13 protein-coding genes are annotated in these 13,724 nt (G+C 71.3%); 2 read left to right on the top strand and 11 right to left on the bottom strand.

All coding sequences use genetic code 11. The features are described from left to right. The first annotated feature begins 238 nt into the window (after positions 1-238). A complete protein-coding gene (locus OHB01_RS17190) occupies positions 239-835 on the top strand; it encodes a GtrA family protein (protein WP_328855643.1) in 597 nt (198 codons plus the stop codon). A 4-nt stretch (positions 836-839) separates the two neighbouring features. On the opposite strand, the gene OHB01_RS17185 is transcribed toward OHB01_RS17190, so the two are convergent. From OHB01_RS17185 to OHB01_RS17150, 8 genes are all read right to left on the bottom strand, one after another. Further along, positions 840-2,108 carry an ATP-binding protein gene (locus OHB01_RS17185; protein ID WP_168065730.1) on the bottom strand — a complete coding sequence of 423 codons (1,269 nt, stop codon included), beginning with the start codon at positions 2,106-2,108 and terminating at the stop codon, positions 840-842. A gap of 35 nt (positions 2,109-2,143) precedes the next feature. Next, positions 2,144-2,812, bottom strand: a complete 669-nt coding sequence (locus tag OHB01_RS17180) for a response regulator transcription factor (RefSeq protein WP_030451323.1) — start codon at positions 2,810-2,812, stop codon at positions 2,144-2,146. Between the two features lie 299 nt (positions 2,813-3,111). Continuing rightward, positions 3,112-3,591: a bacterioferritin gene (bfr, locus tag OHB01_RS17175; RefSeq protein ID WP_142646431.1), complete on the bottom strand. Its 480-nt coding sequence runs from the start codon at positions 3,589-3,591 to the stop codon at positions 3,112-3,114. Positions 3,592-3,604: 13 nt separating this feature from the next. Then, on the bottom strand, positions 3,605-3,784 hold the full coding sequence (locus tag OHB01_RS17170) for a (2Fe-2S)-binding protein (protein WP_142616586.1): 180 nt from the start codon (positions 3,782-3,784) through the stop codon (positions 3,605-3,607). A gap of 136 nt (positions 3,785-3,920) precedes the next feature. Beyond that, complete coding sequence (locus tag OHB01_RS17165; protein ID WP_142646433.1) at positions 3,921-5,006, bottom strand: S-(hydroxymethyl)mycothiol dehydrogenase; 1,086 nt, start codon at positions 5,004-5,006, stop codon at positions 3,921-3,923. Between the two features lie 10 nt (positions 5,007-5,016). Continuing rightward, entirely contained in the window at positions 5,017-6,018 is a 1,002-nt protein-coding gene (locus OHB01_RS17160) for an adenylate/guanylate cyclase domain-containing protein (protein WP_260617163.1), read from the bottom strand. A gap of 38 nt (positions 6,019-6,056) precedes the next feature. Then, a complete protein-coding gene (locus OHB01_RS17155; protein ID WP_142646435.1) occupies positions 6,057-6,569 on the bottom strand; it encodes a PH domain-containing protein in 513 nt (170 codons plus the stop codon). 65 nt (positions 6,570-6,634) lie between these two features. Further along, the gene (locus OHB01_RS17150) at positions 6,635-7,480 is read right to left on the bottom strand and encodes a biotin--[acetyl-CoA-carboxylase] ligase (protein WP_328855642.1); all 846 of its coding nucleotides are present in this window, start codon (positions 7,478-7,480) and stop codon (positions 6,635-6,637) included. A gap of 165 nt (positions 7,481-7,645) precedes the next feature. On the opposite strand from OHB01_RS17150, the gene fdhD reads away from it, so the two are divergent. Next, entirely contained in the window at positions 7,646-8,545 is a 900-nt protein-coding gene (gene fdhD / locus OHB01_RS17145; RefSeq protein WP_205830000.1) for a formate dehydrogenase accessory sulfurtransferase FdhD, read from the top strand. A gap of 62 nt (positions 8,546-8,607) precedes the next feature. Here fdhD and OHB01_RS17140 read toward each other — a convergent pair whose 3' ends face one another. The 3 genes from OHB01_RS17140 to OHB01_RS17130 form a co-directional block, all read right to left on the bottom strand. Next, positions 8,608-11,244, bottom strand: a complete 2,637-nt coding sequence (locus OHB01_RS17140; protein WP_142646441.1) for a phosphoenolpyruvate carboxylase — start codon at positions 11,242-11,244, stop codon at positions 8,608-8,610. 132 nt (positions 11,245-11,376) lie between these two features. Further along, positions 11,377-12,963, bottom strand: a complete 1,587-nt coding sequence (locus tag OHB01_RS17135) for a hypothetical protein (RefSeq protein ID WP_328855641.1) — start codon at positions 12,961-12,963, stop codon at positions 11,377-11,379. Further along, positions 12,942-13,703, bottom strand: coding sequence for an ABC transporter ATP-binding protein (locus OHB01_RS17130; protein WP_328855640.1), 762 nt, complete (start codon positions 13,701-13,703; stop codon positions 12,942-12,944). The genes OHB01_RS17135 and OHB01_RS17130 overlap by 22 nt, the downstream gene beginning before the upstream one ends. Positions 13,704-13,724: the final 21 nt, after the last annotated feature.

Below are 13,724 nucleotides of genomic sequence, written 5' to 3'. Positions count from 1 at the left end.
GAGGCCACCTCTCCAGAACGCGTACGTCCCCGAACGAAGTGATCCTGGTCGGGCGAGAGCGTAGTGCGAAGACCGGCCACTCATCCCAGATAGCGGGATTTTTCTTGAAATGTTCTTTGATGACCTGGGACGAAGCGGGCGAAGGTTGCGGCAAGACCCCGATTTGTGCTTGTGAACGGTAGCCTGAGAAGACCTCGCCGCCGACCGTGGCCGCCGATCAGGAAGGACCGTGCGGGACGTGCAGTTGCTACGACGCGCCTACGAGCGGTTCGCCGCGCTCATCCATGAGTTGATCAAGTTTGGCCTGGTGGGCGCGATCGCGTTCGTCATCGACTTCGGCGGCACCAACCTGCTGCGGTTCGGCATCGGCATGGGCCCGCTGTCCTCCAAGGTCGTGGCCACGATCGTCGCCGCCACGTTCGCGTACGCGGGCAACCGCTTCTGGACCTACCGTCACCGGGAGCAGAGCGGCCTGGCGCGTGAGTACGTCCTGTTCTTCCTGCTGAACGGCATCGGGCTGCTGCCCCCGCTGCTCACGATCGGCTTCGTGAGCTACTCGCTGGGCCTGCACGACGCGGTGAGCTACAACATCGCCCAGTTCGTCGGCGTGGGGCTGGGCACGCTGTTCCGCTTCTGGTCCTACAAGAAGTGGGTGTTCCTGGCCGTTCCGGAGCTGGCCCCGGAGAAGTCCGAGGAGCCCGCCGAGGGGGCCGTCGAGAAGGTGGGCGCGCTGCCCCACCCCGACGTACGGTCCCACCCCGACGTACGGTCCCACTCGGACGCGCGCCCCCACCCGGACGTGAAGGCGCAGCCCGACCCCCTCGCCACCAGTTGATCCGTCAGGCGGGGCCGCTCACCACGCGATGACGCCCGCTGTCGCGGGTGTGGCGTAAGAAGATGGCGAACGTCGCCGGGCGGCGTTTGACCAGCTCAAGCCGCCCGCCGTCGGCCGCCACCAGGGCGCGGGCGAGGGTGAGCCCCAGGCCCGTGCCGCCTCCCCCACTGACGCTCCGCTCGAACACCCGGTGGCCGAGGGCGTCCGGAATGCCCGGCCCCTCGTCGGCCACCTCGATCACCACAGACCTGCCCGTACTCGATGTGTTGATCGTCAGCACGCCGTCGCCGTGCTTGAGGGAGTTCTCCAGCAGGGTGGACAGCACCTGGCTGAGCCCGCCGGTCGTGCCGAGCGCGCTGAGGCCGCGGTCGCCCGCGAGCACCAGCGAGCGGTGGGCCCGGCGGAACGCCGGCTCCCATTCGGTGATCTGCTGGCCCACCACGTCGTCCACGTCGATCGGCGCAGCCTGGGCGTGGCGCTGGCGGCGGGCGGCGGCCAGCAGCTCGTCGATCACGGCGGTCAGCCGCTCGACCTGCACGACCGCGGCCTCGCCCTCCTCGCGCACCACGTCGGGCTGATCGGCCGCCGCGACGATCTCCTCCAGGCGCATGCTCAGCCCGGTCAGCGGCGTACGGAGTTGGTGGGAGGCGTCGGTCGCGAACTCGCGCTCCCGCGCGAGCAGGTCGGAGATCCGCAGCGCGCTGCGGTCCAGCACCTCGGCCACGAGATCCAGCTCGGGGATGCCGTAGCGGTGCCTGCTCGGCCTCGCGTCGCCCGAGCCCAGCCGCTCCGCGATCCTGGTGAGATCCTGAAGCGGCAGGTTCAGGCGACGCGAGGTGACGGTCGCCAGTCCGATCGCGGCCCCGAGGGCCACGACGGCCAGCGCGATGATGAGCACCAGCCGCGCATGGGTGTCCTGTTGGACCTGGGCCGCGTCACGGCTGACGCGTACGTATCCGTTCTCGGAGCGCGCCTCCTCGGTCAGATCGCGGCCCGCCGGTGGAGGCGAGCCCACGACGATCGGCGGTTTCCCGCGGACGTACACCTGGAGGTACCGGTCCGGGTAGTTCCGCGCGAGCTGGTCCGGACTGATCTCCAGGCCCTGGCTGAGGGAGTACTCCACTCCGAGCAGCAGCCGGCTCGCGTCCGTTCTGAGCTCCTGGGCGACCTCGTCGCTGATCAAGCGCACGACGACGACACCCAGGGGCACGCCTAACAGCAGTACCGCGATGACCGCGACGAGCAGCATGGAGGAAAGCAGGCGCCGGCGCACGTGCTAGCCCCTCCCCCGCAACCGCCCCACGGCGGCTACTCGCGCTCGAAACGGAAGCCGACCCCTCGGACTGTCGTGATGTAGCGCGGCTTGGCCGCGTCGTCTCCGAGCTTGCGGCGCAGCCACGAGATGTGCATGTCCAGTGTCTTCGTCGACCCCCACCAGTTCGTGTCCCACACCTCGCGCATGATCTGCTCGCGGGTGACGACCTTGCCGGCGTCCCGTACGAGCACGCGGAGCAGGTCGAACTCCTTGGTGGTCAGGTGCAGTTCCTTGTCTCCCATCCAGGCCCGGCGTGAGTCGGCGTCGATGCGGACGCCTTGCACCACCGGGGTCTCCGATGTTCCGCGCCGGAGCAGGGCTCGCACCCGGGCGAGCAGTTCTGCCAGGCGGAACGGCTTGGTGACGTAGTCATCGGCCCCGGCGTCGAGACCGACGACGGTGTCGACTTCGTCGACACGGGCGGTGAGGATCAGGACCGGAGTCCCGTGTCCCTCCGCGCGAATGCGGCGCGCGACCTCCAGCCCGTCCATCTCTGGAAGGCCGAGGTCGAGAACAATCAGGTCGACGCCCCCCGACAAGGCCCTCTCCAGGGCCTGCGGGCCATCGGGGCTCACCTCCACCTGATAGCCCTCCCGGCGCAGGGCTCGCGCCAGCGGCTCGGAAATCGAGGTGTCATCCTCGGCGAGAAGTACGCAGGTCATGGTGCGATCGTAGGACCTTGTGCGATCGTTTCCCGGCTACAGCGCGCCTTTTGACTTGTCGTTGACCCATCAATTGACCTGGGCAAACACTGATAAATCCGGGATAGTCAGCACGGAAGCGACGCGATCTTCTATCCTATTCTCGACCATTTCGAACTTCGTCGCTGGAAACCGCATAATGGCGTGAAAAACGCCCGTCGAAGCGATGACGACGGGCGTTGTGCATCTGATTTCCCGTCCGTGCGAGCGACGGCCGGGGGTGCGCCGGGCCACGGGAGCGCACGGCTCAGGCGGACGGCTCAGGCGGACGGCGGTTCCGCGTACCGCTGAAGGTACAGCTGTTCGCCCAGGCTCTCCAGGAGGCCCAGCTCGGTTTCCAGATAGTCGATGTGGTGCTCCTCGTCGGCCAGGATGCGCTCGAAGAGCGTGGCCGAGGTGATGTCCCCCCGCTCCCGCATGAGCGCGATGCCGGGCCGCAGGCGCTTGACCACGCCCAGCTCCAGCTCCAGGTCGGCCTGAAGCTGCTCCCTGACGGTCTGGCCGATATGCAGGGTGTTCAGCTTCTGGTAGTTCGGCAGACCCTCCAGGAACAGGATCCGGTCGGTGAGTTCCTCCGCGTGCCGCATCTCGTCGATGGACTCCGCCCGCGTGGTCGCGGCGAGCTTCGTATATCCCCAGTTCTCCTGTAGCTTCGCGTGCAGGAAGTACTGGTTGATGGCGGTCAGCTCGGAGGTGAGCTGCTCGTTGAGCAGCGCGATGATCTCTTTGTCGCCCTGCATAAGCTTCCTCGATCTATGCGCTGGTGACCAGGTCCTCTGACCGTTTCAGGATCGCACAGATCTTCCGGACGCAGGACGCGCAGTCCCCCCCTGCACCGGTCGCGTCCCGCACCTGGCGAGCCGTCCTCGCCCCGTCGGCGATGCAGTCGTGCACCTCGCTCTCGGTGACGGCGCGGCAGATGCAGACGTACATGAAGCGGCCTCTCAGGGATCTTGAGGAAGGTTAGGCATACCTAAGATAACCCACTTTGGTAAGGCTTGCCTATGTGTTCCATGGCACAGAAAGGGCGGCACTCCGCAAAGCGGAAGCGCCGCCCTTCACGCGCGCGTCAGAGCACCACGACGGAGCGCAGCACCTCCCCGCGGTGCATCTTGCCGAACGCCTCCTCGACCTGGTCGAGGCCGATGGTCTCGGTGACGAACCCCTCGAGGTCGAGCCGTCCCTGCAGGTAGAGGTCGATCAGCATGGGGAAGTCACGGCTGGGCAGGCAGTCGCCATACCAGGAGGACTTGAGCGCGCCGCCGCGGCCGAAGACGTCGAGCAGCGGCAGTTCGATCTGCATCTCCGGCGTCGGCACGCCGACCAGCACGACGGTCCCGGCCAGGTCGCGGGCGTAGAACGCCTGCTTGTACGTCTCGGGACGGCCCACCGCCTCGATCACGACGTCGGCGCCGAACCCGCCGGTCAGCTCGCGGATCGCCTCCACCGGGTCGGTCTCCCGGGAGTTGACCGTGTGCGTGGCGCCGAAGCCGCGAGCCCAGTCGAGCTTGCGGTCGTCCACGTCCACCGCGATGATCGTGGTCGCGCCGGCGAGCTGGGCGCCCGCGATGGCCGCGTTGCCCACGCCGCCGCAGCCGATCACCGCGACCGAGTCGCCCCGGGTCACGCCGCCGGTGTTGATCGCGGCCCCGAGACCGGCCATCACGCCGCAGCCGAGCAGCCCGGCGACGGCCGGCTTGGCCGCCGGGTTGACCTTCGTGCACTGCCCGGCCGCCACCAGGGTCTTCTCCAGGAAGGCCCCGATGCCGAGCGCCGGGCTGAGCACGGTGCCGTCGGCCAGCGTCATCTTCTGCGCCGCGTTGTGGGTGGCGAAGCAGTACCACGGCCTGCCCCGCAGGCACGCGCGGCACTGCCCGCACACCGCCCGCCAGTTGAGGATCACGTAGTCGCCGGGCTCTACGTCGGTCACGCCAGGGCCGACCGCCTCGACGACGCCCGCGGCCTCGTGGCCCAGGAGGAACGGGAAGTCGTCGTTGATGCCGCCCTCGCGATAGTGGAGGTCGGTGTGGCAGACCCCGCAGGCCTGCACGTTCACGACCGCCTCGCCGGGCCCCGGGTCGGGCACGACGACCGTCTCCAGCGTCACCGCCTCACCCTTGCCGCGCGCCACCACGCCCTGGACTTCGTACGGCATGTGCTGCACCTCAACTTTCTCGGGTGGATCTCCTCAGAACATACGGCTCCACCACGCCGAGCCCGCGGGCGGGACGGCGGCGGAGTTTGACCAGGTCGACGCCGGGAGCACCGGTGAGGCCTGCGGCCAGCTCGCTGTCGGCCAGGATCGTGCCGGGCCTGGCGATGGCCGTCAGCCGGGCCGCCAGGTTGACCGTCGTGCCGAAGACGTCGCCCATCGCCGGGAGCACCGGGCCGTACGCCAGCCCGACCCGCACGTCGGGCCCCTCGGCGTCGCGTTTGAGCTCGTCGATCAAATCGAGGGCGATGAGGGCGGCGGTCCTCGGGTCGGCGGCGGTGAAGAGCACCTCGTCGCCGAGCGTCTTGACCAGCCGGCCGTCGTGCGCCGCGATCACGTCGGAGGCCCGCGACTCGAACCCCTCGACCAGGTCGGCCAGCGCCAGCTCGTCCAGCTCCCGCGACACGCGGGTGAAGGCGACGAGGTCGGCGAACCCGACCCCGAGCCTCGGCCGGGTCGGCGAGACGTCCTCGCCGGGCTCGGCGAGGGAGACCAGCCGGCTCGCGGTCGCGGCGAGCTGGGAGCGCCAGACGTGCACCAGCGTCTGCTCGAAGTCCGGCAGCAGGCGGCTGACCGTGTCCACCACCTGCCGCAGCGCGTCCTCCCCCGCCTTCGCGCCGGGCTGGATCAGCGCGTCCAGCATGATCTCGGCCTGCCACTGGGCGAGCCGCGCGGTCGTACGGCCGAGGGCCCTGGCCATGCGGATGACGGTGCGCTCGTCGAGCGTCTCCGTGTCGATCAGGTCGCGGATGCGGCGCAGGGACTCCAGGTCGGCCTCGGTGAACGCCACGGCGTCGTCGGAGAACGTGGCGAAGCCGAGGGCCCGCCAGATCCGCGCCGCCAGGTCCTGCGGGATGCCGGCCGCCTCGGCGACCTGCCTCCGGGTGTAGGCCGGCGCCTGCCCCAGGAACAGCCGCCGCATGTCGTCGGCGCCTGGCCGCCCGCTAGTGTCCACGTCCCCCTCCCCCGCGCGGCGCGCAGGCCGCGCCGCGTTCATTCCCCGTCGATGTTCCCGTCCGCGGCGTCCTCCACCAGCCGGAACAGCTCGTGCCGCACCCGCTGGATCTGGGGGATGTCGCGATAGTCGATGTCGCCCTTCTCCGAGGCCGACTCGACCCGGAGCGTGCCGCATCCGAGGATCCGCTCGATGAGCCGCTGGTCGGAGCTCACGCTGCTCACCTTGGCCAGCGGGATGTCGTCCTCCGACTTGTTCAGCACTCCGATGCTGATCGCGAAGCGGTGCGAGGTCAGCGTGTACGACGTCGTGACCCAGCGCAGGTAGGGGATGATCGTCCACAGGACCAGCGCGACGAAGGCGACGACGGCCACCGCGCCGCGGGCGTATCCCGCGTATTCGTAGTCGCCGGGGATGAAGATGAAGGCCGCGACGGCGGCGGCCAGCACGACGATGAGGGCGAGGAACGGAAGGATCAGCCGCTTCCAGTGCGGATGGAACGACAGAACGACCCGCTCGCCGTCGGCCAGATATTGATCGGGGAGACCCATGGCGCAAATCGTGACACGATCGCCGGTCGATTGCATGTGTTCGCCCGATCGCCCGGCGGCTCCGATCATTCGGAGACGGGCGGCCCGGTCTCCGGCGACCGGCGCACGTGGACGACGTCGCCCGCGCTGAGCGTGTGCTCTCCGTCCTGGGCGCGCACGACCAGGTGACCGGACGCGTCGACGCCGGTCGCCAGGCCGGTCAGCACCCGGTCGCCGGGCAGCTCGACCCTGACCTCCTGGCCCACGGTGGACGACCAGGCGAGGTAGGCGGCACGCAGGCCCGAGGCGTCCGGGTCGCCGCCGGCGACCGTCCACTCCCGGTAGTGCGACTCGATCTCCCGCAGGATCGCGCGCAGCAGCGGGTCGCGGTCGGTGCAGACGGCGTTCTCGACGGCGAGGGACGTGGCCCGCTCCACGGGCAGCTCCTCCGGCCGCAGCGAGACGTTGAGCCCCATGCCGATGACCACCATGCGGTCCACCCGCTCGGCCAGGATCCCGGCGAGCTTGCGCTCTCCCACCATGAGGTCGTTGGGCCACTTGAGCCGCACGTCGATCTCCGCGATCCGCCGTACGGCCGAGGCGGCGGCGAGGCCGACCAGCAGCGCCAGCCAGCCCTGCCGGGCGAGCGGCACCTCCGGCCGCAGCAGCATCGAGAACGTCAGCCCCGAGCGCGGCGGCGCGCTCCACGTGCGGCCCAGCCTGCCCCGCCCGGCGGACTGCACTTCCGCGACGAGCACGGCGCCCTCGGCCGGGTCGTCGCGCACGGTCCTGGCCAGGTCGGCGTTGGTGGAGCCGGTCCGCTCGACCACGCGGATGGACGACCACAGCGAGCCCGGGCGCACCAGCGCCCTGGTCAGCGCGGTCTCGGACAGCGGAGGCCGGTCGAGATCGGCGTACGGCGAGTCGGGCACGCCCCCAGGCTATCGGCCCGCGGACCCGCCCCCGCCGCGCCGTCCGTCCGCTGGAACCACGCTTGCCGGGCATCCCGGGCCCACCCGGCGGGCGACGGCCGGCCGGCGGCGTGGCAGGCTGCGTACGGGATGGATCAGCAGCCATGCCGCCAAGGAGGAAGACAGATGGAATCGGACGGCGCGGCGCGGCCCACTGCCCGTCTGGGGCCCGTCACCCGGTCACGCGTCCGGAGGGTGTCCGGATCGGCCGTACGCGACCGGCGTGACGACCTGGCCACGGAGGAACCGCTGGAGATCCGGCTGCTTGCCGGAGGCGAGAGCCGTACGGTGGCGATCACGATGCGGACGCCGGGCGCGGACTTCGAGCTCGCGGCGGGGTTCCTGCACGGCGAGGGCATCGCAGGCCCCGGCGACATCGCCGCCATCGGCTACTGCACCGACGAGGACCTGGACCCCGAGGCGCGCTACAACACCGTGACGGTGCGGCTCACCGCCACCCGGCTCCCCGACCTCGGCGCGGCGGCGCGCAACTTCCTGACGTCGAGCGCGTGCGGCGTCTGCGGCACGGCGAGCCTCGACGCCCTGCGCGACCGCTGCGCCGTGCCTGCCGCGCGCACGCCGGTCGCCGTGTCCGCCACGACCCTGTACGGCCTGCCCGACCGGCTGCGGGAGGCCCAGGGGGTGTTCGGCAGGACGGGCGGGCTGCACGCCGCCGGGCTGTTCACGCCCGACGGCACGCCGCTGGCCGTGCGGGAGGACGTGGGACGGCACAACGCCGTCGACAAGCTGGTCGGCTGGGCGATGCTCGGCGGCCGGACCCCGCTCGACCGGCACGTGCTGCTGGTCAGCGGCCGGGTCGGCTACGAGATCATGCAGAAGGCCGCGAGCGCCGGGATCCAGATCGTGTGCGCCGTGTCCGCGCCCTCCTCGCTCGCCGTCGATCTGGCGCGCGAGTTCGGCGTCACGCTCGTGGGCTTCCTGCGCGAGGAGCGCTTCAACATCTACGCCTGCCCGGATCGGATCGAGGTCGGGCGGATCGAGGCCGAGCAGGCCGAGACCGCCTGAGCCGCCTGTGCCGGTGGTCGCGGGCGTCGCCGCGCGCGACCACCGGCTCAGGCGGGCCGTCGTCAGCCCGTGTTCTGCAGGCCGGCCGCGACGCCGTTCACGCTGAGCAGCAGCAGCGTGGACAGGCGCTCGCGCTCCTCCTCCGAAAGGTCGCCCGGCGCCCGCAGCGCCGACAGCGCCCGGAGCTGGAGGTGGCTGAGCGCGTCCACGTAGGGGTCGCGGAGCTGCACGGCCCGCGACAGCACGCGCCGGTTCTCCAGCAGGCGGGCGTGGCCGGTCACTTCGAGCACCAGCCGCCTCGTCAGGTCGTACTCCTCCAGGACCTGCTCGGCGAAGTCGCTGCGGCCGCCCAGGGCCAGATAGCGGGACGCGATCGAGCGGTCGGTCTTGGCCAGCGACATCTCCGCGTTGTCGAGCATCGAGGCGAACAGCGGCCACTCCTTGTAGGCCGAGCGCAGTTCGGCCATCCCGCCGTCGGTGACCACGGCGGCCAGGCCGCTGCCCAGGCCGTACCAGCCGGGGAGGTTGACCCGCGTCTGGGCCCAGGCGAACACCCACGGGATGGCCCGCAGGTCGTCGAGCGAGCGGGGCGCGCCGAGGCCGCGCCGCGCGGGACGGGAGCCGAGCCGCAGCGAGCCGATCTCCTCAAGCGGGCTGACCAGCGCGAACCATTCGGGGAAGCCCGGTGCCTCGGTCAGCGCCCGATAGGCGCGCTCGGAGGCGCCGGCCACGGTCTCGGCCATCCGGCGGAACTTCGCCGCCGCCGCGGCCGTGCTCGACTCCACCGCCGAGGTGGACGCGAGCAGCACGGCGTTGGTGACCTGCTCGATGTGCCGCTTGGCGATCGCCGAGTGGCCGTAGCGCGCGAAGATGACCTCGCCCTGCTCGGTGACCTTGAACCGGCCGGCGACCGATCCCGGGGCCTGGGCGAGCACCGCCCGGTTGGCCGGGCCGCCGCCCCGGCCGAGCGCGCCGCCCCGGCCGTGGAAGAGCGTGAGCCTGACGTCGTTGGCCGCGGCCCAGGCGGTCAGCGCCGCCTGCGCGTCGTAAAGGCGCAGCGTGGCCGCCGCCGGGCCGAGCTCCTTGGCCGAGTCGGAGTAGCCGAGCATGACCTCCATGCGCCGCCCGTTGTCGGCGAGCCGCCGGCGTACGGGCTCCAGCTTGACCATGCCCTCCAGCACGACGGTGGAGTTGTCGAGGTCCTCACCCGACTCGAACAGCGGGACCACGTCGAGCACCGGGGCGCGGTCGCCCAGGGCGTGCCTGGCCAGCTCGTAGACGGCCGCGATGTCGTCGGCGGAGCGGGTGAACGACACGACATAGCGGGAGCAGGCGGCCACGCCGAAGCGCTCCTGGATCCATCCGATCACCCGGATCGTGGCCAGGACCTCCTCGGTGCGCTCCGACAGCGTGCCGGAGGCGATCTCCTTGAGCGCCGCCGCGTGCACCGCCGAGTGCTGGCGCACCTCCAGCTCGGCCAGGTGGAAGCCGAACGTCTCGACCTGCCAGATCAGGTGCTGCAGCTCGCCGTACGCCTGCCGTACCGCGCCGGCCCCGCGCAGGGAGTCCTGCGCGAGCCGCAGGTCGGCCAGCAGCTCGGCGGGCGCGCGGTAGGCGAGGTCGAGGTCGCGGCGGCGGGTCGCGGCGATCCTGGCCGCCACGAACATCAGCCACTGGCGGTGCGGCTCGCGCGGCGACCGGGTGGCCATCTCCGACACCAGGTCGGGGTGATCGTCCTCGGCCTGCGCGAGCGCGGACCGCAGCTCGGCGGACGGCGGCGTGTAGGCGCTGGCGAGGGTGAGCGACCTGCCGATCCGGGTGGTGGCGTTCTCCAGCGCGATCAGCACGTGCTCGGCCTGGATCTGGATGGCCTCCCTGGTCACCTTGGCGGTGACGTTGGGGTTGCCGTCGCGGTCGCCGCCGATCCAGCTTCCGTAGCGGATGTACGCCTTGGCCAGCGGCTCCCGCGTCCCCGTGCCGGGGCCGAGCGCCGCGTCGAGCGAGCGGTAGATCTGCGGCACCGTGCGGAACAGCGTCTCGTCGAACGCCGCCATCGCCGTACGAACCTCGTCGAGCGGGTCGAGCCTGGTGTGGCGGAGCTGGGCGGTCCTCCACAGGATGTCGATCTCCTCGAGCAGCCGCCGGTGGGCCTCCTCCCGCTCGGCGGCGCCGCGTCCGGGGGCGTTGTAGGCGTCGAGCTGGGCGCTGATCCGCTGGATGGCGGTGACGATCGCCCGCCGCCGCGCCTCCGTGGGGTGGGCGGTCAGCACGGGCCGGAACTCCAGCCCGTCGATCAGGTCCTGGAGCCGGTCGTCCCCCCGCAGCCGCTGCACGGCCTCCGCGAGGGACTCGCGCAGCGGCACGTCGTCCCTGTCGCGCTGCCGCAGGATGCGGATGCGGTAGTGCTCCTCGGCGAGGTTGGCGAGATGGAAGTAGCAGGTGAAGGCGCGGGCGATCTGCACGGCGCGGTCTACCGGCCATTCGGCCACCAGTGCCGCGACCTCGTCCGCCGTCGTCTCCCGGCGGCGGGCCGCGATCACGGCCTTCCTGAGCCGTTCCACGTCGGCGAGAAGCTCGGGACCGCCGTGTTCGGCGATCACCTGTCCCAGTAATCCACCCAATAGGCGCACGTCAGCGCGGAGTTCGTCCGGCATCTCCGCTACGGCGTTGTGACGTTCGGCAGGAGCGATGGCGGCCATGCTTCGAAGGCTAGCGAATCGCGCTCGGCAGCCCGAGGGCGGTCTCACCAATTGGACTAGACCACTCAAAACGCACCCCCCGCGCGGAAGCAGGACAACACCCCCGCGCGGAAGCGCGGCACGACAGCACCGTCAGGTGGGGCGGGAGACGGCGGCGAGGAGCTCGGGGAGGCGGGCGAAGCCGACACCGGCGGCGATCCGGCGTCCCGCCCACGCGGCCGCCACGCCGTACGGCACGGCGAACACGGCCCACCAGGTCAGGCCCAACAGGACCGGCAGCACGACCGGCAGCGTGAGCACGCCGGTGACGACCATCGTGGCGAAGGAGGCCGCGAACGCCTGCCCGCCCTGCCCGGGAGCGGCGCCGCTGAAGGCGTTCAGGCGGTCGGGGTAGGTGTAGGGCGCGGTCACACTGGTGATCGCGCCGACGCCCATGGTGACGCCGAGCACGCCCCAGGCGACAGGAACGGCGGCGAGAGCCCAGGCGGCGTCGCCTCCTCCCACCACGCCGGCGAACAGCGACACCGCGAGCAGCAGCGGCACCCCGATGACCGCCATGGCCAGATGCCGCCCGGCCAGGTCGGTACGCAGGTCGCGCGGGGTGGAGAACGCCACGGCGTTCATCCACAGCGACCTGCCGTCGATGCCGAAGGAGTTGCCCGCCTGCAACCCGATCATGACGGCCGCCAGGCAGGCGGGCCCGATCACCGAACCAAGGCCGGCCTCGCCGTCCCCACCGCGCAGGGAGAGCGTGACGATCACGGTGACGCACAGCGCCATGATCCAGTTCACCCGGCCCCGGGGCTCCCGCGCGGCGTACTTCAGTTCCTTCGCGACGACCGCGCCGAGCATGCCGCCGGGCAGGAACCGGCCGATCGAGATCCGGCCCGACCTCCGGACGGAGCCGCCGCCCTGGCTGGAGGCGTCGGGCCGCACCAGCGCGTGCCGCAGCGCGGCGACCCACAGCCATCCCAGCACGACGACCGACATCGCGACGACGATCAGCTCGGCGACGCCGATGAGGCCCCCGTCGGCGATCGCGTGCGCGGCCAGCCCCGGCGGCGTCCAGCGCAGGGCGTCGCCCACCGACGCCAGCATCCGCGTGGGGTCGCCCGACAGGCCGCGGTTGACCAGCAGGTTCGGCACCTGGACGAGCAGCACCACGAAGATGGCGGCGACCGCCAGCAGATCGCGTCCCCTGCGGGTGCGCAGCAGGCCGGACAGCCCGGTGGTCACCAGGCGCGACGTGGTGAGGCAGAAGGCGAACACGAGGATCACCGCGGGCACCCCGAGCAGCACCCCGCCAGGACCGTGGGCGAGCGCGACCACGCCGCCGGACAGCGCGATCAGCGAGGCGATCGGCCACGGCCCGGTCGCCGACGCTGCCAGCATGCCGGTCGCGAGCTGCCGGGTGGTCAGCGGAAACAGGGCCAGCCGGGCCGGGTCGAGCGTCTCGTCCAGGCCGAACGCCGTCAGCGGCACGATGACCCACCCGATGGCGAAGATCGCGAACGCCGTCGCCACGAGGTCGAGGGCGATGTCGGACGGCGCGGACCGGATGAGGGACACCAGGGCGAAACCGGCGACGGCCGCGACAAGCGCGACGACCATGGAGAAGGCGAAGCCGGCCTGCCTGCCGGCGTCGCCGCGCAGGCCCCCGCGCACCAGGCTGAGCTTGAGCCGGACGAACAGCCAGGTCATGCCGGCGAGCCCAGCCACGACAGGCCCTCCTCCCCGTTGCCGCGCACGCCGACCAGATCGAGGAACGCCTCGTTGAGCGTGCGGCCCTGCCGTACGTCGTCGAGCGGGCCCTGCGCGACGACGAACCCGCGGTTCATCACCGACACCCAGTCGCACAGCCGCTCGACCAGATCCATCACGTGGCTGGAGAAGACGACGGTGGAGCCCGAGGCGACATATCTGCGCAGCACCTCGGTCAGCGTGTTGGCGGAGACGGGATCGACGCCCTCGAACGGCTCGTCGAGGAACAGCACGCCCGGGTTGTGCAGCAGCGCCGCCGCGAGGCCGATCTTCTTGCGCATGCCGGTGGAGTAGTCGACCACCAGCTTGTCCTGTGCCTCGACCAGGCCCATGACCCTGAGCAGCTCGTCGGCGCGCTTTCCGACCTCGTCCATGGGGATGCCGCGCAACTGGCCGCAGTACATCAGCAGTTCGCGGCCGGACAGCCGTTCGAACAGCCGCAGGCCCTCGGGCAGCACGCCGATGCGTGCCTTGACGCCGACCGGGTCGGCCCACACGTCGTGGCCGTCGATCTCGATCCGCCCGCCGTCCGGGCGCAGCAGCCCGGTGACCATGCTCAGCGTGGTCGTCTTGCCCGCGCCGTTGGGGCCGACCAGCCCGGCGAAGCTGCCCCTCGGGACGACCAGATCGACACCGCCGACCGCCACCTGCTGCCCGAAGCGCTTGAACAATCCCTGCGTCCTTACGGCATCCGTCATGGAGCCCCCAGTCGTATAAAG

It is taken from the genome of Microbispora hainanensis (assembly GCF_036186745.1).
In the GTDB taxonomy this organism is placed as follows: Bacteria; Actinomycetota; Actinomycetes; order Streptosporangiales; family Streptosporangiaceae; genus Microbispora.
This window is presented reverse-complemented; position numbering and strand designations above follow the sequence as displayed.

Bases quoted from the DNA above. Each gene is read 5' to 3' on its own strand.
- fdhD (WP_205830000.1), top strand. From the start codon at position 7,646: ATGGAATCGGACGGCGCGGCGCGGCCCACTGCCCGTCTGGGGCCCGTC.
- OHB01_RS17155 (WP_142646435.1), bottom strand. From the start codon at position 6,569: ATGGGTCTCCCCGATCAATATCTGGCCGACGGCGAGCGGGTCGTTCTG.
- bfr (WP_142646431.1), bottom strand. From the start codon at position 3,591: ATGCAGGGCGACAAAGAGATCATCGCGCTGCTCAACGAGCAGCTCACC.
- OHB01_RS17130 (WP_328855640.1), bottom strand. From the start codon at position 13,703: ATGACGGATGCCGTAAGGACGCAGGGATTGTTCAAGCGCTTCGGGCAG.
- OHB01_RS17170 (WP_142616586.1), bottom strand. From the start codon at position 3,784: ATGTACGTCTGCATCTGCCGCGCCGTCACCGAGAGCGAGGTGCACGAC.
- OHB01_RS17180 (WP_030451323.1), bottom strand. From the start codon at position 2,812: ATGACCTGCGTACTTCTCGCCGAGGATGACACCTCGATTTCCGAGCCG.
- OHB01_RS17140 (WP_142646441.1), bottom strand. From the start codon at position 11,244: ATGGCCGCCATCGCTCCTGCCGAACGTCACAACGCCGTAGCGGAGATG.
- OHB01_RS17165 (WP_142646433.1), bottom strand. From the start codon at position 5,006: ATGCCGTACGAAGTCCAGGGCGTGGTGGCGCGCGGCAAGGGTGAGGCG.